Consider the following 21,247-nt stretch of genomic DNA (forward strand, 5'->3'; position numbering starts at 1 on the left):
GACCAGGCAACAATACATCCTGTTATGCGCATATATTTGCCCTGGCAAGCCGGTAGAATGGTAGCAACAGCAAAAAAACTCTACACAAAAACTCTCAGATCTACATATTCAGCAAAGGGCAAGCGCATGAGCGGCAGCAATCATCCAGATGAAACACCTGATCACGAACAGCCTACAGAACCTACGCGTCCAGCGGACTATGGGCAGCCTATTCCAGAACATCACGACCGCAGACGCAACTGGCCGTTCTTCGCGGGCGTCCTGGCAGGCGTCTTCCTTGTCTGTGTTCTCGCGGCACTCCTAGTAAGTCAGAGGCCACTGGGCGTCCTCAATCCAGCTAATCCCCAGGCCACGCCCACTCAGCAGGGCGCCAATATCCAGATCGATCAGATACGCAGGAAGGTCGCGGACAGCGTCAAGCCCACGATTGTTCAGATTAATGTGAAGACCAGTAGCGGTGGCTCGCTTGGCTCTGGTATCATCATCGATAGGCGCGGGTATGTCGTGACCAACAATCACGTCGTCGAGAATGGGCAGAACGTTGAGGTGCAGCTCGCCAGCGGAGAACATCTTCCAGCACAAATTAGAGGCACCGATCCCACCGATGACCTGGCCGTGCTCCAGATCAAGCCCACCCGCAATATGCCGGTCGCGACCCTCGGGGATTCCTCAAGGGTCTACGTTGGCGAGACCGTCATGGCTATCGGCAATCCTCTCGGCATCACCCAGACTGTCACCAGCGGCATTGTCAGCGCCCTCAACCGCATCGTCTCCGAGGGCAGTGGCGGCGCCGTTCTCCCCGATACGATCCAAACTGACGCGGCAATCAATCCAGGCAATAGCGGCGGCGCCCTGGTCGATATGAATGGTAACGTGGTTGGCGTACCCACGCTGGCGGCAATTGATCCCGAGTTTAAGACCCCTGCCTCCGGCGTTGGCTTTGCTATTCCTGCCAATCGCGTCAAGTTTATCGTTCCGCAGATCATCAAAGACGGACGCGTCACCAACTCCGGGCGCGCAGCCCTGGGCATTACAGCCCTCCCACTTACCCCCTTTATCGCGCAACAACGCAACCTCTCCGTCACAAAGGGTCTACTGGTTGCAGAGGTGCAAGCAGGTGGGGCCGCCGAACAAGCAGGCATTCAACCAGGGGATGTCATCACTCAGATCGATAACGTCTCCGTCGAGCAAAACGAAGATGTTAGCCACTATCTGCTGACCAAAAAACCGGGCGACAAAGTGACGGTGAGATATGTCCGAGACAACAACCAGGCAACGGCTCTCGTCACCCTGGGCGAGCTACAAATCCCTACCACCTGAGATACTGAAAGTCTCCCCAGAGTAGCCGCGAACGCCAGTAGCGGGCAGTGGACCTGCTACTGGCGTTCGCGGCTACTTGGGTCTAGAGCTGCGGATGGGTTGCCTTGTTTTCCTCGATTTTGGACGTACTTGTCTCTGGTTCCAGGTTGACGACAATTGGTTCCTGCCCGGTACGGATAATCACCCAGCGCGAAGGCATGTCTGGAGAGGGATTGATCTCCTGGTGCGGCACAAAAGGCGGGATATAGATAAAATCGCCTGGCTCTACCTCCTCGCTCTGCTGCATCCCCTCGCCCCAGCGCACCTGGCTGTGGCCCGAGACCACGTAGATAACCGTCTCCAACTCGCCATGATGGTGTACACCGCTGGCGACCCGGGGCTGCACAACCGTGATACCAGCCCAGATGCCCTGTGATCCGGCAAGCTCACGCGAGACAGCAGCGACCCGCTCCATCCCCGGCGTCTGCGGCGTATTTGCGTCAAACTGCGACGGTTTAATCACGCGCACTGTTGCCTGCTGCTCCGGCCCTGGCTGAACGCCTTCCTGTCCGCTCATGTCTCCTCCTTATTAAGACTCTTTTGAGCTTATTGTACATTACTGGAGCACCCGGCAACAGCTATAGCCTCTTCTACATTACCCAAGCACAAAAGCACCATTACACTCTTTAAACTCAATAATATGTAATGAGAGTCCGCCTATAATGGAAGTGCCAGCACCTGCCTGCTGAGTACAAGCTGGAATGGAGGTGGAGAACGGAGAACGAGAATGTATAATGCAGATGGCAGATGCCCTTTAAAGGGAGGTCTGCGCGAGTACGAAAAGGAGGACTCTGTGATCCAACATCTCACGCGCAAGGTGTGCCTCTTTGCGCTGTCTCTCGCTCTACTCCTGGCGAGCGGGCAAACGTTAAGTGTCTCAGCACATACACACAGCCAGTTGAGTAAGTTACCTGTACAACTCAACGCGAAGGCCAGTCTGAGCCACGATCCACGCGGGATGGCCTACTTCGCCCTACGTAACAATGGACTTCATGCGATTGTCACGCTGAATGGACTGGCGCCCAATAGCGTACACCCGGCGCATATCCACAGCGGCACCTGCGAACAGAGCCAGGAGGGCGCCATCCTCTATTCGCTCCCTAACATCACTGCCGATAAACACGGCCTGGCCTACCTGGACACCACCATCAGTGGCTTTAGTATACCCACGACGGCCTTAGCACTCAACGTCCATAATGGGCCGACCCTCGGGAGTGCGATGCAAAAAGTAGCCATTACCTGTGGTGACATTAAGTTCTCCAAAGCACGCGCGGATGTCGCGATGGGTCCAACCAACGAGCCCAACGAGGCCGTCAGTGGATCAGCGACCCTGGCGCTAAAAGACCGCGTTCTTACCGTCACTCTGGCGCTCCAGGGCCTCGCCCCCGGCAGCACCCATGCCGCGCACATCCATTCGGGTAGCTGCTATCGCTCTGGCCCGGTCGTCCACGCCTTCCCTGTTGTGACCGCCAGCGCCCAGGGTACCGCCCAGGTCACGGCAAGCTTTAACAACATCGACACCATCCCCGCCTACGGCTGGTACATCCACGTCCACGACTCAACCGACCTCTCAACCCAGACCGGGTACAATCCCATCTCCTGCGGCAATATCGTACGAGGATAAAGAGCAATGAGAGGTGCAGGCCGACGCCTGCACCTCTCCATCTTATTTTTGGTAGGAGGTGTGCTGTGCCCTGGCAGCCTGCGGCTGCCAGGGCACAGCACACCTCCTACCAATGTATGATATTATATGCGCTGTACGCTTGTTTACATAGAAATAAGTATAGACGTTCTCAAGGAGATTCTCTGTGTTTAACGTTTGTCCACAGTGTGGCGAATATTCGGTTGAGAAAACAGTCGATCCCTCTGGACCCTACGCTGTCTGCCCATTTTGCCACTATGCGCATCCATTTCTACAGCAACCGTTGTTCATCATCACAGGTCCCAGCGGCGCGGGGAAAACGACGGTCTGCCTGGAACTGGTTTCACGCCTGCACGAGTGCGTTGTCATGGAATCAGATATTCTTTGGGGCCATAATCCTGAGGGCTATCACGAGACATGGTTACGGATCGCGAAAAACGTTGGTCAGGCCGGTCGTCCCGTCGTTCTCTGTGGAACCGCCCTTCCTGAACATTTTGAGGCACAACCTGAACGTCGCTACTTCTCGACACTCTACTATCTCGCCATAGTTTGTGATGACACCTTGTTAGAAGAGCGTTTGCAGCGTCGGCCACCATGGCGTAAATCAAGTTCAAGCGATGTTGTTGAGCAGATGATACAATTTAACCGTTGGCTCAAAGAGCACGCGAGTACGACCAATCCACCCATGACCCTCTATGATAATAGCCACCAGCCGCTTCAAGAGACAAGCGAAGAGATTGCTCAGTGGATACGTCAACGGCTCTAGCAAAATGAGCAACTGGAAAGGTTCACCACAATGACGGTTCTTGAGACGCCCCGCCTGCTGCTACGCCCCATCCAGCTTGAGGATGCACAGGCAATCTTTAAAAACCAGCCTTCTAGCTTGGAAGGCTGGTTTTTAGAGAGAGGAAATTTACCAGGCGGGTGCCCAGATACCAAATTCGTTGTTATCGAGGTCAGCGAATTGAGCCCATTTGCCCCAGGGTTGAGTGGTAAGTTCCTGGGTAAGAGTAACCCCACGAGCCTTGAGAGTGGCGCAAGTTTCTTCTATATTGTCGGCATGCAGGACGAAGCCAGTCATGCCCGTTGCGTTGCCGCCACTCTGGCCGCGCAGACCCAGCATGATATGGGTCTGTGTACCGGGAAGGGTAATTTCAAGCCAGCGCTCAGTTTCGCTCATCGGCTGGTCATCTACCTTTTCAAAGCCGAGCTTGTGAACATAAAAATCAAGGGCTTTGTCCTGATCGCTGACACCTATAGTGATAGTTCCGATTTTCGTGAACATGTTTCCTCTATCCTTACTGTTGTTTGTCAGTAGCCGTTTAGAAGTCTACCGACCGGGATTATATATCCCTGATCGGATTCAGTATACCTTAATCAGGTTTAGGAAAACTTCTCGTATCTTGCTTACTTGCCAGGAGAAGTTCAGTCCACCGCCCTCTCTCGTGCGAAGACGAAAAGACAGCGCTCATCGGATAAACCCATCTATCAATGCACACTGCCCCACCACGGTTGGGCGCAATCTCTTGTTTATGGAGGACATGCCCATCCTGGCCTGCTCGTGCGCTTTCTCTATAAGAGTAATCGGTTTCTTTATGCGCATTCAAGCATACCCTCAGCAACAAGCGAGCGTTGAAGCTTAGATATTTACAGTGTTCAGGGGCAATGTTATACTTATATGCAACGAAACCGATTACCCTTGTAGTCATTTATTAAAGAGGCTCGAAAGAGGCTTGCCATGCCAAAGGTGACAATTTATGACGTGGCTAAACGAGCTGGCGTCTCTGCCGCCACCGTCTCGAAAGTCTTAAATGGAACTGGCCGCATCTCTCCAGAGACCAGCCAGCGGATTCGTGCCGCCATCGAGGAGCTTCAGTATCGCCCCAGCCTGATCGCCAGCGCGCTAAAAAAACACCAGACCTTTAGCGTGGGCTTGCTTGTTCCCGACATTACCAACCCCTTTTATGCCGCCCTGGCGCGCGCTGTCGAGGACCAGGCCCTGGCCCACAACTATGCCGTCCTCATATGCAGCACCGATAACATCGCCGAGCGCGAGGAAAAACAGCTGGAGCTCTTCCTGCGCCAGCGCCTGGACGGCCTGATCGTTGCCACATCTGAGGCCATGGGACAGGAGTTTTTCAATACCCTGCATCAATCACAGGTGCGCGTCGTCTTTATCGACCGCGTCATTCCCAATGTGCCCTATCCCGTCATCGCGACCGACCACTACCTGGGCAGCTACCTGGCGACCGAGCACCTGATCGAGCTGGGACACCGCGAGATTGCCATCTTCCTGGAGCCATTGACCCTACGCTCGTCGCTTGAGCGCCTGCGTGGCTTCGCCAAAGCCCTGGAGGCCCACCAGATCAAATTCGATGATCACCTCGTCTTTAGCGAGGGTTTCGGCGTCGAGGCAGGCTACGAGCTGGCGCAACGCATGCTCACTCAGAAGGGCCCACAGGAGCTTCCCACGGCTATCTTCGCGGCCACCGACCAGTTAGCCATAGGGGCGCTCCAATATTTCCACGAAAAGGGCATCAGTGTACCGGACCAGATCTCACTTATCGGCTACGATGACATTCAAATGGCAAAAATGGTCTCGCCACCCCTGACGACCGTCGCCCAACCCATAACCGAGCTTGGACATCAAGCCTTCGAGGTACTCCTCGGCACTCAGGCCCTCTCCGCAACAACCACATTGCTACCGCCCAGGGTTGTCGTTCGTAGCTCTACAGCGGCTCTTCGCCTACAAAGCTAGCGGGCGAAAGCAACACTACATGTAATCCAGGTAGCCCCTATGGACGAGGAGAACCCATAGGGTTGGGCATGGGAACACCACCCTGGTCCACAATGCACGTGCTAAGTGGGCGTACCAGTTCTATGAGACGCTTGTATTTCTCTTCACCCAGATGTTGCCAGGGCGGGAGTGCCAACCAATCTGTGCGATTTTCGATAGCTCGATGCAGAGCCTTACCGCTTGCTGTAGCGCGCCCTTCTTTGTCGAGCAGTCCTCTCTGACGCATACGATGCTCGGCAGCCTGCCAGTATTCATCGCTCCAGCCTCGATGAGGCTGTATGGACTCCCTGGCAATATTTCCCACACTTCCCTGAAGCACGTGCGCCTCACAGCCATCAACCCCTTCGCCCAGTAAGGCAACAATGTGGCCATCGCCCCGATACTCACGCAGCAAGGTGGCGGCATGCCAGAGCACAAGATGCGGCTCTTCAGGCCATTTCATGTCGCTATAGGCCGCGAAGAGGGTGCGGCCAACCACTGAGCAGCCCACGACCGCCTCTCGCGCCAGTTCCGCCGCCTCTGCCAGTTCGGGCAAAGTAATGCTCTCTTCCAGCAAGCGACACAGGGCCTTGTCGGCAGCCTGCACACGGGCACTCCAGACGCGCTCAGGGGTTGAGAACTTCCAGGCATCGGGAATGGCGCGCGCAACCATGCGCGGATGAAAATTATAGAAGGTGGCGGTCACAACGGAGGCCGAGACTGCACCCAGGGGAGCGGCCCGCGAGGCAAAATATCCCATCCAGAAGCCTTTCAGACCCACCTCCTTGTAGGCCTCGCGAGCTTCGGGCGCGAAATAAATCATCGCATTATACGGCTCCAGCACAGCCCAGGCCGTACGCGCAACGGATAAATCAGGCTGATCGTTCGCAATAAACACATGGCCTCCTTTGGCTCTACACGCTCAACAATGAAGCAACTGCTTGTTGTTATTAAATGACGCGTCGTACAATGACAGATCAGGTACATATTTCAGCACCAAACATTATTATCGCACACACGCAGAAAAGGGATATTCAAGCATACTTCCCATTTCAGGCACACGCTATGGCTATAGGACGTTCAGGAGAAGACATGATAACACAGGCCTTCTGGATCGAGGAAGGGGAAGACACCTTCCGCGCAACAATACATACACAGGGACCCTGGCATCCAGACTTTCAGCATGGGGGACCGCCAGCGGCCCTGCTGGTGCGCCAGATAGAGCATTGCTCGCCACGACCAGATATGATGCTAGCGCGCGTCTCCATCGACATCCTTGGGCCTATGCCTATCGCCACCTTTCGCGCCACCGCACGCATGGTGCGCCCTGGGCGCAGCGTGGAACTACTGGAGGCCACACTCGAACATGAGGGACGAACCGTCATGCGTGCCAACGCCTGGCGCGTAAAACTACCCAACGCGCAGCCGCCCGCGCAAGCTCCCGATCAGGCTCCCCCTATACCAGCAGAGACCACCGATCCCACCCAGACTCCTGCCTGGAACTGCGGCTTTCTAGCCGCGACCGAGTGGCGCTTCGTCCACGGCAACTATGCCCAGATTGGCTCGGCCATGGCCTGGATTCGCCTGCGCTTCCCTCTACTGGCGGGAGAGGAGCTGTCTCCCACCCAGCGTTTGATCGCGACCGCCGATTCGGCCAACGGCATTAGTAGCGCGCTTGACATCAGCACCTGGCAATTTATTCCGCCTGAGCTAACGCTGCATATCCTGCGCCCACCAACTGGCGAGTGGCTCTGTCTGGATGCGGCGACCATCATCCAGAGCGAGGGAATCGGCCTGACAACCTCCAAACTCTATGATACCCATGGCCTGGCCGCTCGCTCCGCTCAATCCCTCTTCATCTCCCGGCGCACCCAGTAAAAGCCCATGGGACCCATGCTCCACCAGGACACAGTCATAAACTCAAAGAAAAAAGAGGAAGCCTTTGTGGAGAAATAGAAGATATTAAGCATGCGTGGCTGGCCGGGATGCCCCCGGCCAGCCACGCATGCTTAATATCTTCTTTGCTGGTTCTATCGTATCACATCTGTCAATTACTACACATTGTCTATTTGGACGATGTTTTTCTTTCTTTTTAAGGGTATTCTTTCAATGTACTGTTTTTGTTTGTCACACATAGACGCTCAACACTTCAAACCTCAGTAGAAGGAGAAGGCATGCACACGCCCTTCACGCGTTACATCATCCTGCTATCTACGTACCTTAAACCCCAATGGCGGCGTAGTCTCTTACTTGGGCTACTGATTCTCTTGACGATTGACCTCCAGCTCCTTAGGTTTCGCACCGCCCGGCGCTTTTAGAACTAGCCAACCAGATCATCGTCCTGAAAGATGGCCGCGTCGAAGCCACAGGGCCCCTGGACTCGCTACTAGAGACCTGCGAAGAGCTGCAAGGTATCCTCAGATGAAGCTGGGTGCATCGTTCGCTCCTCCACACATAATCAATGGGTATCATCAGGTGAACGTACCTCCCCATAGAATGGAGAGGCTTCTACGCAGTTGCCCGCGTTGGCCGCGTCCCGACCGAAAGCTGTTTTCGTCCGATACCGAGGATGACCTTCGCTGAGGCCGTATCCCGATCCAGTTCACACCCACACGTACAAGAATGCCACCGCTCTTCTAACGTCTTCTTGCCTACATTCCCGCAATTCGGGCAAATCTGGCTGGTGTACTTAGGATCAACTTGTACGAGAGTACGCCCGGCCCATGCTGCCTTGTACGTACACATTCCCACAAATTGACTCCAACCAGCGTCGGCTATTGATTTGTTTAATCCCGCTTTGGCCGCCGCCCCATTAGGCAAATACTGTCCTGTCTCTTCGTCCTGCTTCGGCTTGGGCTGTTTCACCAGATTGGCCATGGTGAGATCCTCAAGCACGATCACTTGATAGCGATTGACGAGCTTTCTTGAGGCTTTGTGAGCGAAGTCGGCACGCTGATTGCGGACCTTACGATGGGCCTTTGCCACGCGCTTCACTGCCTTCGCTCTGCGATGACTGCCGCGCTTCTTGCGAGACAAGGACTCTTGTAGCTTCTTGAGCTTGTTCTCTGCTCTCCGATAATGGCGCGGGTTCTCAAGGAATTCACCATTGGACAAGGCGGCAAAGTGAGTCACACCCAGGTCTATCCCTACATCCTCATAGCTGCTAGGCAAGGCTTCCGGCTTGTCCACTTCGCAGCTAAAACAGGCATACCAATGCTCTCCCTCGCGCTTGATGGTCAAGGTTTTGACTTTGCCTATCATGTCTCGATGCAGGTGCAGTTTCACTGTTCCAATCTTCGTCAATTTCAGATTGACTCTGACCATGCCCTTCTTATCAGGCGGGCGTGTTTGTTGATCCAATTTCCAGCCAGCGCCGTCCGGGTAGGTAAACGAGTTATAGCGGTTACGACCCTGAAAACGCGGGTATCCTGGTTTCTGGCCTTTGGCACAGCGATCAAAAAACCGTTGAAATGCCTTGTCCAGTCGTTTTAACACATCTTGCAGGACATGAGCAGCGATATCCTGATACTCTTCTCTGATCTTTGCCTTGATCTCTGGAAGGACATTTTGTTGATCATAGTAGGTGATCGATTTGCCCGCCATACGGTAAGCATCCTTCCTCTCGGAAAGACCCGCATTGTAGAGTTCTCGACAACGTGCCAGAACCCAATGGAGTTTGTTCTCCACCGTCTTATTGGGAGCTAAACGGTACTTGTACGTTTTTCTCATGTCCCTTGTCCCAACTCGATATATTTTTTGACGGTTTCCTCGGTCATGTCTCCGACGGTGCCAACGTAGTAACTGCGAGACCAGAAATTCCCACCCCACAGTTGTTTTTTGACTTCGGGATGCTGCTTAAAGACTTGTCTCGCAGTAATCCCTTTGAGGGTATTAACAATGAGAGAGGGCGCAATAGCGGGTGGCGCACTCAAAAAGAGGTGAACGTGGTCTTCCTGTACATTGAGTGCGCCGATCTCCCAAGTATTCGCCTCACATAATCGCCTGATTTCTTCCTCAATAAACGTGGCGATATTCCCCACCAGAATAGTCTTGCGATACTTGGGGCACCATACAAAATGGTATGCTATTTTATATATGGCATGCTTCGTATGTTGTTCTCTCATACGCTCTATTCTAGCATGGTATGCCATACCATGCTAGAATAGAGCGAGAGGGGCCGCCTAACCCCTGCCTGAAGGCGAGGGGAATGCGGCGGCCCGGCCTTCAAATAAAAAACCCAATCTACCCCTAATTTCAGGGTACTCACAAGACTTACTCATATCTGGCAGCTGGGTACGATCTCTTCATGTGGTATAGTAGAGCTAACAAGCGGCATTCCACATCATCAAAGAACTCAGGCATTTCGCTGCCTTTCTATTGATATTCTTCTCTGTATTTATAAGGAGACCGCCCATGAGTGATGTACTCGTCCAGCCCCCAACGGAGGGGGAAGGGACCTCGGCGCTACAGCATAATACGCTGGGCCTGCGTCACGCGATCGTTATTTCGGTGGCCGTTATGTCGCCAGCCGCCTCGGTTTTCTTCAATACTATTCCTCAAGCCGGCCTAGTCGGCGCGGCCATCCCCTTATGCTACCTGGTGGGATTTGTGATCGCTTTGCTGGTCGCGAATCAGTACAGCGAATTCTCGCGCGAGATCCCTTCCAGCGGCTCGGCCTATACCTTTGTTCTGAAGGGGCTAGGCCCAATTCCAGGATTTCTTACCGCCTGGGTTGGCCTGGCAGCAGTCGTCACCGGCGTACCCTATTCCTTTGTGCTGCTTGGTGCCAACCTGCAAACGCTGGTCCTGCGCTGGTTCGGCCTTAACCTCCACTGGAGCTTCTGGTTTGTGCTAGCCATAGGCCTGGCCTTCGCCATCTGCTACCTGGGCGTGCGCCAGTCCTTGAATATGGACCTGGCCTTCCTCGTCTTCGAAATTGGCGTGTGCCTGATTCTAGCAGCCATCGTCCTCTTCCACGTGGGGCAGCAGGGAGGGCTAAGCCTGGTTCCTTTCACCCTCCAGACCGTGCCCGCCAATGGCGACATTACCGCTGGTCTGATTCTCGCGACTCTCAGCTATATTGGCTTTGAGACCGCCGCCGCCCTGGGCGAGGAGACCCGTGATCCTCATCGCAATATTCCACGCGCCGTCTTCGGTTCCATGCTCGTCGTCGGCCTCTTCTACGTGCTCATGGCCTATGTCGGCACCATCGGTTACGGTATTCCGCACATGGTCAATGGTTTCGCCAACGATCCTGCGCCCTTCGATACTATTGGTCGCCTCTACGGTGGTCCCATACTAATCGTACTCATCGACATCGTGGGCGTGCTCTCCTTCTTTAGCGCGGCACTGGCAATCATCAATGGTGGCGCGCGCATCCTCTACGCAGTGGGTCGCGACGGCCTCTTGCCTCGCTGGAGCACCTGGCTGCATCCCAGGCGCCAGAATCCCATCGGCACGGTCATCATGCTATGCACCCTCGGCCTGGTCATCGGCCTACCGCTGGGCTTCCTCTTCACGCCCATCCAGGCCTTTGGCTTCCTGGGTACACTCGACGCCGCCCTGGTCCTGATTATCTATGGCCTGGTCTCGGTCGCCAGCATCCTCTTCTTCTGGCGCAAACGCCGCGCGCGCTTCAACGTCTTTCTCCACGCCCTACTCCCAGGACTGGCGACCCTGATTATTGCGGGCATCCTTGCGGCGGTCTTTATCTCGCCCTCTCCCTGGCCACTCAACCTCATTCCCTTTGTGCTCGGGGCCTGGCTCATCCTGGGATTCGTCCTGCTCTTCGTCCTGCGCCAAAAACTGACAGGATAGGGCTTTAGCCCGCCGCAAGCCACGGTTCTTTAGACCGTGATGAGGCGTGTTATTGGGCTTGAGCCCCTGTCAAACCTAGTACGAATAGAACACATGTTTGACAATTTCAAATCAGCAGAGTATCCTCTACGAGAGATAGCATATATTTTGTGAGAGGAGGTCCTGAAAATGGCAAAAGCCACGAAAACCATCAGGCAGGCGTTGCACCATCCGCCGCAGTATGCTGCCTACTTCGCGGCAAATCAGGTCCTCTTCAATCGCGTCGTGGCCTTTTATTTCGACTGTATCCAGGCACACGAAGGTCTTCTTGCCCTCAAAAATAAGGAGGCCCTCACGGCCCTGGAGAAACTCACGCATGCAACGGGTGCGAACCCCCATCCGATCATGCCACTCACCGACCTCGCGCCAGATGTCCCGGCGATGTTCAGACGTGCCGCCATCAATGCGGCCCTGGGTTCGGCCCGCGCATTTTCTTCTTCCCTCAAAACATGGCGAGCACGTAAGCAGAAACACGAAGCCAAACAGACGAGATCGGGAGGGAAGAAGAAGCCATTCAAGGAGCGACCACCAGTCCCACCCCGATCATGGAACAAGTCGGTTCCCTTCTACGCAAGCCTTTGGCGTGAGCGTCATAGGCATGGTATCGTGCTCAAAGTCTGGACCGGCTCGTGCTGGTCCTGGCTCAAAGTCCACCTCCTCGGTCGCGATCTCCCCAATGGGTACGCGATGGGCAGTCCACAGCTTGTTCGCAAGGGGGATCGCTGGTGGTTACATACTCCCATTGAGAAGATATTCGAGGCTCCCGCAAAGAGCGGAGAGCAACTCACCACCGCCCAGACACGTCTCTGCGCGGTGGATCTCAATCTCGACAAGCATCTCGCTGTGTGCAGCGTCCAGACAGGTGACGGCACCATCCTGGCTACTTCCTTCATCGGAAATGGCACAGCGGTATCGGGCTGTAGGAAACAACTGCTTGGACGCATTGCACGCAACCGATCACAGACTGGCATCATTGCCGAGAACGAACAGGACAATGCCGATCTCTGGGCGAAAATCAGGCACGTTGACGAACAGATCGCGCATCTGGTGAGCGCTCGCATTGTCCAGTTCGCTCTCGAGCACAAAGCGAGCATCCTGGTTTTTGAACATCTGGGCAACCTGCAACCGGAGAAGGGCACGTATTCGCGCCGGAGCAATACCAAACGCGCCTATTGGATGAAAGGGCGCATGTTCCGCTACGCAAAGTACAAAGCCTGGCATACAGGCGGCATCATCACCTGCCGTGTGAATCCGCGCAATACGAGCAGAGAATGCCATCGCTGTCACGCAGCTGTCATTCGCTATAACCAGGGACAGCCTGTGGAAGGCTACACCCCCGGCGCCGCGCTCTGTCTCTGCCCACAGTGCCAGATGCGCGATCATGCCGACAGAAATGCCAGTTTGAGAATCGGACAACGCTTGATCGAGCGGACGCAAGAACCGTTGAAGGAAAAGCCTCATGCTCGTTCGCAACGTGCGAAGAGGGAGTCGAAAGACTCAGGTGTTGGGATCTCCCAGGATGCCAAACGCCAGATGGGACCATCTCTCCCTGCGGCCAGGCGTGGAGATCATGCCAACGGGGATGGCACCGCCCAGGGGAGAAGGCGCCGGATGGGCGCGCCTCTCCCAGATATTGCGTCCCAACTACGGGTTCACTTTGAGTAGTGGCTACGCCACCTGTCTCACGAACCCGACTACGGCACAGTGTCAGAAGCTGCTCGGCTTTAGCCGATGCGGAGTGTCACCACACAGATCGTGTAAGGAGGAAACAAACTTCTCGCCACACCTCTTTACCCTATGCGAAGCACCACAGATGCTGAGAAGGCATATTGGAGCGATCGCTTTCGCTCTAGGAAAGCAATTTATCGGCGATGGCTTTGCAGACATGGCGTACGATGCCCTGGCCGTCCTCAAGGGCGTTCTGCCCCTGGGTGTAGACGGCAATGATATAGGTCTCCTTGCCATGCGTAATGATGCCCGAGGAGTTCATAACCCACAACGAGTCGGGACCAACTACCCAGCCATCTTTGAGCGCGACTAAAGCTCCCTGGGGCACAGTGTCGCCGACTCCCACCTGCTGATCAGTCTCTACATTCCGCATGAGGTTGAGGGCGATGGAGCGATCATAGGGTGTCAGGATCTTCCCTTGCTGCAAGAGGGTCAACAGGGTGACCATCGTCTGTGGCGTCACAGTGCTATAGCCCCACGCGTCATCGTTGGGTTCAAGGCCCGTGATGCCTATCTTCTGGAGATAGTTCGTAATAGCTGATGCTCCCCCAAGCTCGTCAAAGAAGAGCGCGGAGGCGGAGTCATTGTCAGAGTTCTCGATCATCGTGGTCAATAATTGCATCTGATCATCATCTGGCTCCTGGCTCTGACTCTCCAGTTTATCGAAAAAGGCCAGCATGATAGGCACCTTCATCGAGCTCGCCATGGCGAATGATACATTCCCATTATAGGTATATGTACGCTGGCGCGTGATATCATAGACCGCGACCCCTACACTATCGCCATTTTGCCTCAGGTATTTCGCCAGGTCAGATGAGAGCACATCTATCGACGCGTGCGACAACATAGTGCTGGGAGCGTTGTAACTCACTGCGGAGGCTGTAATCCAACCATTTCCGCTATTCTTTGGCGCGGACCACTGCACGTGATACCAGAGCATACCTGACTGCCACTCAGCCTCACCCAACAGCGTCAGGGGAAAATTCTGTCCCACATGCGCCATTTCCTGACCCTTCACAGGCAGGCTAAGCAGAGATGATTCGCCTTGCGCCCAGACGGTCTGCTGAGTCTTCACAGCAATATCGGGTCCACCCAGGGTGTTCAAATAATCCAGCCCCGAGGTCACACGCTGCACAGTTGGGTGGCCGGAAGCGTCCAGTGTATCTTGATCAAGCAGCAGGGCATCGCGCTCAAACACCTGGACCTGCATATGGTGGATCTGTCCATCTTTTTTCACGGTAAAGGGCACTACCTCAGTCTCCGGCAGACCAAAATCCTTCTGCCAACCATCGGGGAGATATCCGCGCGATTCATATACGTCCATAAGGTCTGTGGAATAAAATGACCAACATCCTGGCCCAGGAAGGTACCCATCTTCACAAAGACATTCTTACTCAAGGGAGGAGACAAAGCAGCATGCTTCGCAAGTAGCGAGGAGCTAATCATCCTTCGTACATTGACATAGGTTAACGAGCTTCCCTTGCCGCCAATGGGCACCTGGCTGCCCGCGTTCAATAGAGAGGGCAGCAGCGAGAGTCGCTCAACTCCTGTCGAGCGGTCACTCACACCCTTGCTAATCAAATTTGCCATCACATCTTTTGCGCCCGCCAAATCACCCTGCTGCTTGTCTGGCAGAAAGAGAGCGCCCAGGCTATAAAATTGCAGCCAGCCACGATTCGTCGGGAAGGCAGCCGTTACTGGCACGCCTAGATTCGCCCCGCCATTATGCTTCTGATAATACCCCTCAAAGAGGGGAGAAACTTTGAGGGCTTGAGACGAAGCGAGAGAAAACGCGAAATCCGGCTCTGTAACCTTGCCATCACTCTCCCAACGCTCTCTCCGACTGACCGCCACTACGCTCCCCTGTTGCGCAGAGAGCGAACTCGAGGTCAGGCCTATGCATAATAAGGTGCTAAATACCAGGAGTGCCATGATAATTAAAATACTTTTGGGAGAAAGAGGTTTTATGCGTGTTCTTTTCGCCTTCTTGCTTCGCTCTTGCATGTTGCTTCTTCTCTTCTTCGTCTCTAATGCCCTCTTTGAATACTAGCAGAGAAATATCTTAAAAATAAAAAAAAGCTCTCAAGAATTTGTCAAGTCTTGCACTACATAACGGCATTCTGCGACTTAAATCGCGAGAGGTCGCCGCTAGTTTCCGTAAGTGATAACCAGGGGCGCAGGCTTCATTGCAAGCACATCCGCAGGAGTCATCAGCCCAGTTGCGGCCTCGATGTGATAAAAGAGCTTGAAGCCACCATAACGAAAGTTATGATACTGCTTCATATCCTGTCCCACCCACTCAGCATACTGCTTCTTCTTATCCTCATGATCTCCCTGGTAGCCTCCAACACTATCCACATGCAGGATGACATCCACACGCTTATCAGCAAGCAATTTATGCTTATCCGCCAGTTCCGCCTGGGTTGCATCAAAGGGGTCGGTCAGGCTATCTCCATCTCCACGATACTGGTGAAAAATAAGCATCTTACGCGGAACATGATATTTCATAGGGATGGTCGCGAGAGCCTCGATGATTGGATTAAGGTCGCTGGCATGCACATTGCTCAAGTTCACGCCCGGCACACCATCATGACGCGGAAACATCCATTCTGGATCGACCGCCAGGTGCACAAAGGAGTAGCGCTGCAAATACGGTAGAAAGCTCGTCAGTTCCTTCATAACAGGTGCCCGGCCGAAATTGAGGTCGAGGAAGAGCAGGAGCTGGTGCCGCTGGCAGAAATCTACATAGCTCTGTATCGTCCGGGCATCCACGTGATGGCTGTAGTAACCATCGGGACCAGGAAAAGAATCTGGCACGCTCACCACCAGGTCTACACCAGATTGAACGGGATGCGCCGGGTCTAGCTGTTCATAGGCCGCTCCCTGCTCGCGTAGCTTCTCATACATGGACTCACTTGGCTCAAAGGCGGGGCCAGTCACCTCAGACCCGGGAACAGCATAGTAGGCCACGACACGATGCCTGGGCAATACAGCTCCCAAAGCTGGATCAAAAGGTGGAGATGCCTTCCTCGTCTCCTGGGGAACAGAAGGGAGACGCAGATGAGATAGAGCAGTAGCCCATATGGGGTAAAATATCACCATCCCAACCACCACCAGCAGACTACATACCAGAACAACGGCACTCCCTGGCCCACTAATAAAGCGTGACCACCGCTGTTGTATCTTCATTTGAGGTTTTAAAAGAGGCTCCTTCGCCTCGGACCCTTGCTCTTTAGAGTATTCAGATGTTTTACGCACAGCATAATCCCTTCCACAATCTCTCTAGAAAAGAGTATGCCAGAGCCACCTAGAGGAACATACCAATACACTTATAAAGGTGGTGTCGTATACGGGCGCTCACCCGTATACGACACCACCTTTATGGGCGTCGCAGACACGAACATGCTATACTAGTGACGCAACAGATGCAAATACGATAGAAGAAGGACACTTTTATATGGCACTTTCGCGGCATGAGCGCCTGGCACTCGCCCACCTGGCCCTGGATGGTCTCTCACTTGGAGACGCCTTTGGCGACACATTCTTTGGCCGCCCCGCCAATCCAGACGCTATCCAGGCGCGTATTGATGCGCGAGGGCTAGCAAACGCTCCCTGGCCATATACCGATGATACCCAGATGGCGCTCTCGCTTGTCGCAGTCTTGCGTGATAAGGGATATGTTGACCAGGACGAACTCGCCGCGAGCTTCGCGGCCCACTACGAGCCAGGGCGCAAATATGGCGCGAGTATGCACGGCTTGCTGCGCGGCATTCAGCAGGGACGCCCATGGCGGGAGGGTGCCACAAGCCAGTTCGAGGGTCAGGGATCATACGGCAATGGGGCCGCCATGCGCGTGGCTCCCCTCGGTGCCTTCTTCGCAGATCAACTAGATACAGTCGTAGAGCAGGCTACACTCTCGGCGGAGGTGACTCACGCTCACCCTGAAGCCATTGCAGGGGCCATCGCCATCGCGGCGGCAACCGCGCTCGCCTGGCAGCTTCGCCAGGACGGCCTGCTTCCTTCACGTACCGAGTTCATTGATCTCATCCTACCTTTTCTACCAGAGAGCCAGGTACGCAACAAGGCCCGGCGCGCACGCGATATCTCAGAAACAACCTCTGTTGAGGCCGTGGCCGCCATGCTGGGCAGCGGCTATGCTATCTCAGCCCCCGATACGGTCCCCTTTGTCCTCTGGTGTGCAGGTGAAGGACTGGGCAACTACACAGAGGCGCTCTGGTTAACAATACGTGGCATGGGCGACATGGATACCACCTGCGCCATGGTTGGTGGCATCGTCGCACTCTCCTGCCCCGAGCCAGCCCTCCCCACAACCTGGCTGGCGGCCCGAGAGCCTCTCCCTACCTGGGTGAAATAAAAAAAGAGTCCATACCAGCATAGACCCTACACGCTCCTATTCCCTTGTAGGATCAATGCTGGTATGGACTTAGAACTTATGAATGGCTGGAGACTGGCTCCTGCGCTGAGGCCACGAGCTTAGCCACTTCCGCCTCGCGGCGAGCCGCCTCGGCCTGTTTGACTGGGCGCCAGACTTGCAGGTAGCGCGCCAGGAAGTATGAACCAATCACAAACACACCCGCCAGGACCTGGGCAATGATCCCTTCGACATTGGGGAAGAGCGCGAACCAGAGTCCCATCCAGGCTGGAATGGGCAGGTTAACAGGTGTGGTCCCAATCCAGTGGGCCAACTGCATCTCTTGAATGCTCTCGCCAACCATCACCACCAGGACGATGCTCAACAAGGCACCTGTCAGGATCAACATCTTCTTATATGGAAGACGATGGTGCGCGATAAAGGTCAGAACACCCACTATGGCCGTCAGGAACAGACCAATCGCCACGCCTTGCAACACGATATTTGAACCAACTTGTAGGCGCAGGTTTTGTAGAAAGAGCACAACTTCAAAGCCCTCACGGTAGACGGAGGAGAACCCCAGCATAGCCATACCAAAGAGGATACGTGAGCTACTTCCACCCTCCTCCTTCTCTTGCTGCATCAGGTCCTTGCGCTTACGATTATGCATGGAGATCCAACCGGTCCAATAAATCTTGTGGAAAAACCAGTTCATGATGACCAGGAGTACTATAATCGCCAGCAAACCGGTCGCAGCCTGAATATCCAGCGCAGGCGCGTTAATGACGCTAAGAACGGCGATGGCCACAAACCAGGTTACAATCGTCGCCAGGAAGCCGCCAACAGACCCCAGAGCTACTGGCCGCCGGTACACCTTCTTAGGTCCCACCATGCTCGCCGTGATCGCAGCCAGGACCAGGATCATCTCCAGCCCCTCGCGAAAGACCAGTAGCCCGGTATTGACAATCGCCGCCCCCTGGCTGATATGGGCCATCGTTGGATCGGGATTTCCCGAGGCCGTAATTCCCTGCCAGACAAGCAGCGCGACAACAAGCAGACCAGCAATAACCAGCACAATACGTATACCCAGACGCAGGGGATTTGTCATCTTGAAGTTGGTCCTGGTAAACATGTCAGCCCTTCCTGATGGTTATAATATAAATATGGTATTCTCCCGCGGGAGAGAAAAATAGAGTTACTTCTTCTCCGAAAACCTGAGCGCGCTTGTCCCCGAATGGGGGAAGCGCTAGTCACGAGAGTGAAGTTGGATTTCGGAATAAGATCTTAGCAACAATAGGATTTATATCCGACTCACTCACTAAGATATTAGGGCAGCCTAAGACATTTGTCAAGGTCTATAGCACGCTTGCTTAGAAACAGGTAGTGGGCGTGGTGCGTGCTGGCGGTCTGAGGCCGCCAGCACGCACCACGCCCACTACCTGAAATAACTTGCGCACGGGGTAAGAGTTGGTGCTTATGGGAGAGGGGTCCAGTCGTGCCAACTTCCATCATAGGCGGCTTGCTGCAAGACATTACTGGTTGAGCGTGCAAATAAATCAATGCGGTTCGCCCCCCAGGAGGCGGCTGTAGGCGCGGAGCCAAGCGCGCCCGCGATAAAGCTCCAGTCATGCCAGGTCCCATCAAACCAGTTATGGCGTACGGAGCTATCGGCGGCGTTGATGAAGACATCAAGCCGTCCCGGCGCCCAGGAGGCCACAGTCGGGCCGGTAGTAAAGGTATCCTGGCTGATGGGCGTCCAGTCGCGCCAGGTATTCTCAAAATGCCTCTGCCAGAGATGATTATCCGTACCGCGTACAAAGAGATCAATCTGCCCCGTGGGCCAGGAAGAGATCGCGGGGGCAGCCGACGCGACTCCACCCATCGCCGTCCAGGCATTCCAGACGCCAGTAAAGCGCCGGTAGAAGACAGCACCGCCAACACTACTAACACAAACATCGATGACACCCTGTAGAGGTGAGGCAACCGCTGGATCGGCGGTCAGGATACCATCCAGCGTCTCCCAGGCATGCCAGGTGCCGTCATACCACATATGCTGAAAAGAATTATCGCCGCCACGCACGAAGATATCCAGCCGCCCCGGCCCCCACGAGGTCGCGACCGGGTCATAGGCCAGCGAGCCACCCAGCGACTCCCAGGCCGCCCAGTGGCCATTATCAAAGGCTCGATGCCACAGAGCATTATCGCTGCCACGTGCAAAGACATCCAACCGCCCTGTTCCCCATGAGGTTACCGCGGGCCTGGTTGGCACACCATTGATGACCGCAACCTGGGCTGTGGCGGTCGCGTTGGGCGTCGCTGTAGGTTGAGTTTTTGGCGTTGGCTTCTTCTTTGTATGCACAGCCGGAGTGGAGTTAGCCGTTTGTGACTGGGAGCGAAACACCGTCGATAGGCCAGCCAGCGCCAGGCCGCCCAGCGTTAATCCCGCCAGTCCTCCGACCACGGCGCGACGCGAGATCTGTCTCTGAGGAGGATTGGAGGGAGGAAGGGGCGTCGTCGAGGGTGGGGGCAAGGTCCCGCTATAAAAGGGACCCGCGACCGTGGCGGATGAATGATACTCCGGTGAGGACTGAGCCGCCTTGCTTGGCAGGCTCATATGCAAGGGTTTCAAGTTACTCGTGCGGGTGGGTAGCATCGCACAAGCCTCCTCGAAGGCGGAGGCAAAATCTTGAATGGAGGGGAAGCGCGTTTGTGGATCTTTGGCCAGGGCGCGTTCGATGACATGCTCAAGGGTGATGGGCAGGGCGGGCATCCTGGCTCGTAAGGAGGGGAGGGACGAACGGATGTGCTGGATAGCGACCTCGGTCGGTGAGCCAACAAAGGGAGGCACACCACACAACCATTCATAGACCACGACCGCCAAAGCGTACTGATCGCTGGCAGGAGAGTACTGACCATGAAACTGCTCGGGGGCCATGTAAAACGAGGTTCCAATGACGCCCCGCCCTGCCTGCGTATGCTGCCGATTCTGCTCGCCCACGGCGATACCAAAGTCGCTCAGCATGACGGTGTGATCATCCATGAGCAGCATATTCTCGGGCTTGACGTCGCGATGCACAATATCGTTGTCGTGGGCATATTGGAGAGCCTGCGACATCTGGCGCACATACTGCGAAAGCGCTGAAATGGGTACGACGCTGCCCGCCGGGTGCAGTTCACGCAACGAGCCATAGGGGGCATACGACATGACCAGGAAGGGCGTCTCCTGCTCTATCCCAAACTCTAATACCCGCACGATATTGGGATGTGCCAGGTGGGCGATGAGCCGCGCCTCCGTAAGAAAGGTCTCCAGTACCTCTGGCGTCAACTGCAATTGCAATACCTTGATCGCGGCCTGCGTCTTCAGGTATATATGCTCCCCCAGATACACATTGGCGAAGCCTCCCTGACCGATGCGTTTCACCAGCCGATAGTTGCCGAGCTTTTGTTCAGTTTGCTCCATCATCGCGGGAAAATTCCTCCAATGCATCACTGCTCTAGATTTGTATATCTACAA

18 protein-coding genes are annotated in these 21,247 nt (G+C 55.0%); 8 read left to right on the top strand and 10 right to left on the bottom strand.

Annotated elements, in window-relative coordinates:
- Positions 1-126: 126 nt before the first annotated feature.
- Entirely contained in the window at positions 127-1,320 is a 1,194-nt protein-coding gene (locus tag KTE_RS40920; RefSeq protein ID WP_201392198.1) for a S1C family serine protease, read from the top strand.
- A gap of 82 nt (positions 1,321-1,402) precedes the next feature.
- Here the strand turns inward: KTE_RS40920 and KTE_RS40925 are convergent, their stop codons facing one another.
- On the bottom strand, positions 1,403-1,876 hold the full coding sequence (locus KTE_RS40925) for a cupin domain-containing protein (RefSeq protein WP_201392200.1): 474 nt from the start codon (positions 1,874-1,876) through the stop codon (positions 1,403-1,405).
- 276 nt (positions 1,877-2,152) lie between these two features.
- Here KTE_RS40925 and KTE_RS40930 point away from each other — a divergent pair, with 276 nt between their 5' ends.
- Together KTE_RS40930 and KTE_RS40935 are read left to right on the top strand one after the other, a co-directional pair.
- On the top strand, positions 2,153-2,983 hold the full coding sequence (locus KTE_RS40930; protein ID WP_201392202.1) for a CHRD domain-containing protein: 831 nt from the start codon (positions 2,153-2,155) through the stop codon (positions 2,981-2,983).
- A 184-nt stretch (positions 2,984-3,167) separates the two neighbouring features.
- A complete protein-coding gene (locus tag KTE_RS40935) occupies positions 3,168-3,767 on the top strand; it encodes an AAA family ATPase (protein ID WP_201392203.1) in 600 nt (199 codons plus the stop codon).
- A gap of 147 nt (positions 3,768-3,914) precedes the next feature.
- On the opposite strand, the gene KTE_RS40940 is transcribed toward KTE_RS40935, so the two are convergent.
- Entirely contained in the window at positions 3,915-4,286 is a 372-nt protein-coding gene (locus KTE_RS40940; protein ID WP_201392205.1) for a VOC family protein, read from the bottom strand.
- A gap of 426 nt (positions 4,287-4,712) precedes the next feature.
- On the opposite strand from KTE_RS40940, the gene KTE_RS40945 reads away from it, so the two are divergent.
- On the top strand, positions 4,713-5,759 hold the full coding sequence (locus KTE_RS40945) for a LacI family DNA-binding transcriptional regulator (RefSeq protein WP_255553090.1): 1,047 nt from the start codon (positions 4,713-4,715) through the stop codon (positions 5,757-5,759).
- A gap of 37 nt (positions 5,760-5,796) precedes the next feature.
- Here the strand turns inward: KTE_RS40945 and KTE_RS40950 are convergent, their stop codons facing one another.
- Complete coding sequence (locus KTE_RS40950; protein ID WP_201392209.1) at positions 5,797-6,675, bottom strand: hypothetical protein; 879 nt, start codon at positions 6,673-6,675, stop codon at positions 5,797-5,799.
- Between the two features lie 194 nt (positions 6,676-6,869).
- Between KTE_RS40950 and KTE_RS40955 the strand changes: the two genes are divergently transcribed.
- Positions 6,870-7,655 carry a thioesterase family protein gene (locus tag KTE_RS40955; protein ID WP_201392211.1) on the top strand — a complete coding sequence of 262 codons (786 nt, stop codon included), beginning with the start codon at positions 6,870-6,872 and terminating at the stop codon, positions 7,653-7,655.
- 630 nt (positions 7,656-8,285) lie between these two features.
- Here the strand turns inward: KTE_RS40955 and KTE_RS40960 are convergent.
- Both KTE_RS40960 and tnpA read right to left on the bottom strand, forming a co-directional pair.
- On the bottom strand, positions 8,286-9,506 hold the full coding sequence (locus tag KTE_RS40960; protein ID WP_236600284.1) for a transposase: 1,221 nt from the start codon (positions 9,504-9,506) through the stop codon (positions 8,286-8,288).
- Entirely contained in the window at positions 9,503-9,901 is a 399-nt protein-coding gene (tnpA, locus tag KTE_RS40965) for an IS200/IS605 family transposase (protein WP_201379051.1), read from the bottom strand. Before tnpA ends, KTE_RS40960 begins: the two co-directional genes overlap by 4 nt.
- Before the next feature lie 289 nt (positions 9,902-10,190).
- On the opposite strand from tnpA, the gene KTE_RS40970 reads away from it, so the two are divergent.
- Positions 10,191-11,594 carry an APC family permease gene (locus tag KTE_RS40970; RefSeq protein ID WP_201392213.1) on the top strand — a complete coding sequence of 468 codons (1,404 nt, stop codon included), beginning with the start codon at positions 10,191-10,193 and terminating at the stop codon, positions 11,592-11,594.
- A gap of 168 nt (positions 11,595-11,762) precedes the next feature.
- Positions 11,763-13,298 carry a zinc ribbon domain-containing protein gene (locus KTE_RS40975; protein ID WP_201392215.1) on the top strand — a complete coding sequence of 512 codons (1,536 nt, stop codon included), beginning with the start codon at positions 11,763-11,765 and terminating at the stop codon, positions 13,296-13,298.
- A gap of 184 nt (positions 13,299-13,482) precedes the next feature.
- Here the strand turns inward: KTE_RS40975 and KTE_RS40980 are convergent, their stop codons facing one another.
- The 3 genes from KTE_RS40980 to KTE_RS40990 all read right to left on the bottom strand — a co-directional run bounded on the left by KTE_RS40980 (position 13,483) and on the right by KTE_RS40990 (position 16,619).
- Complete coding sequence (locus KTE_RS40980; RefSeq protein ID WP_201392218.1) at positions 13,483-14,598, bottom strand: serine hydrolase; 1,116 nt, start codon at positions 14,596-14,598, stop codon at positions 13,483-13,485.
- Positions 14,599-14,609: 11 nt separating this feature from the next.
- Positions 14,610-15,293: a hypothetical protein gene (locus KTE_RS40985; protein WP_201392220.1), complete on the bottom strand. Its 684-nt coding sequence runs from the start codon at positions 15,291-15,293 to the stop codon at positions 14,610-14,612.
- A 216-nt stretch (positions 15,294-15,509) separates the two neighbouring features.
- Positions 15,510-16,619 carry a hypothetical protein gene (locus tag KTE_RS40990; RefSeq protein WP_236600962.1) on the bottom strand — a complete coding sequence of 370 codons (1,110 nt, stop codon included), beginning with the start codon at positions 16,617-16,619 and terminating at the stop codon, positions 15,510-15,512.
- A gap of 199 nt (positions 16,620-16,818) precedes the next feature.
- Here KTE_RS40990 and KTE_RS40995 point away from each other — a divergent pair, with 199 nt between their 5' ends.
- On the top strand, positions 16,819-17,736 hold the full coding sequence (locus tag KTE_RS40995) for an ADP-ribosylglycohydrolase family protein (RefSeq protein ID WP_201392222.1): 918 nt from the start codon (positions 16,819-16,821) through the stop codon (positions 17,734-17,736).
- A gap of 76 nt (positions 17,737-17,812) precedes the next feature.
- On the opposite strand, the gene KTE_RS41000 is transcribed toward KTE_RS40995, so the two are convergent.
- Together KTE_RS41000 and KTE_RS41005 are read right to left on the bottom strand one after the other, a co-directional pair.
- The gene (locus KTE_RS41000) at positions 17,813-18,865 is read right to left on the bottom strand and encodes an FTR1 family protein (protein ID WP_201392224.1); all 1,053 of its coding nucleotides are present in this window, start codon (positions 18,863-18,865) and stop codon (positions 17,813-17,815) included.
- Positions 18,866-19,207: 342 nt separating this feature from the next.
- Positions 19,208-21,196: a protein kinase gene (locus tag KTE_RS41005; RefSeq protein ID WP_201392226.1), complete on the bottom strand. Its 1,989-nt coding sequence runs from the start codon at positions 21,194-21,196 to the stop codon at positions 19,208-19,210.
- Positions 21,197-21,247 lie beyond the last annotated feature (51 nt).

The sequence above is a fragment of the Ktedonobacter sp. SOSP1-85 genome (assembly GCF_016587415.1).
Taxonomy (GTDB): domain Bacteria; phylum Chloroflexota; class Ktedonobacteria; order Ktedonobacterales; family Ktedonobacteraceae; genus Ktedonobacter.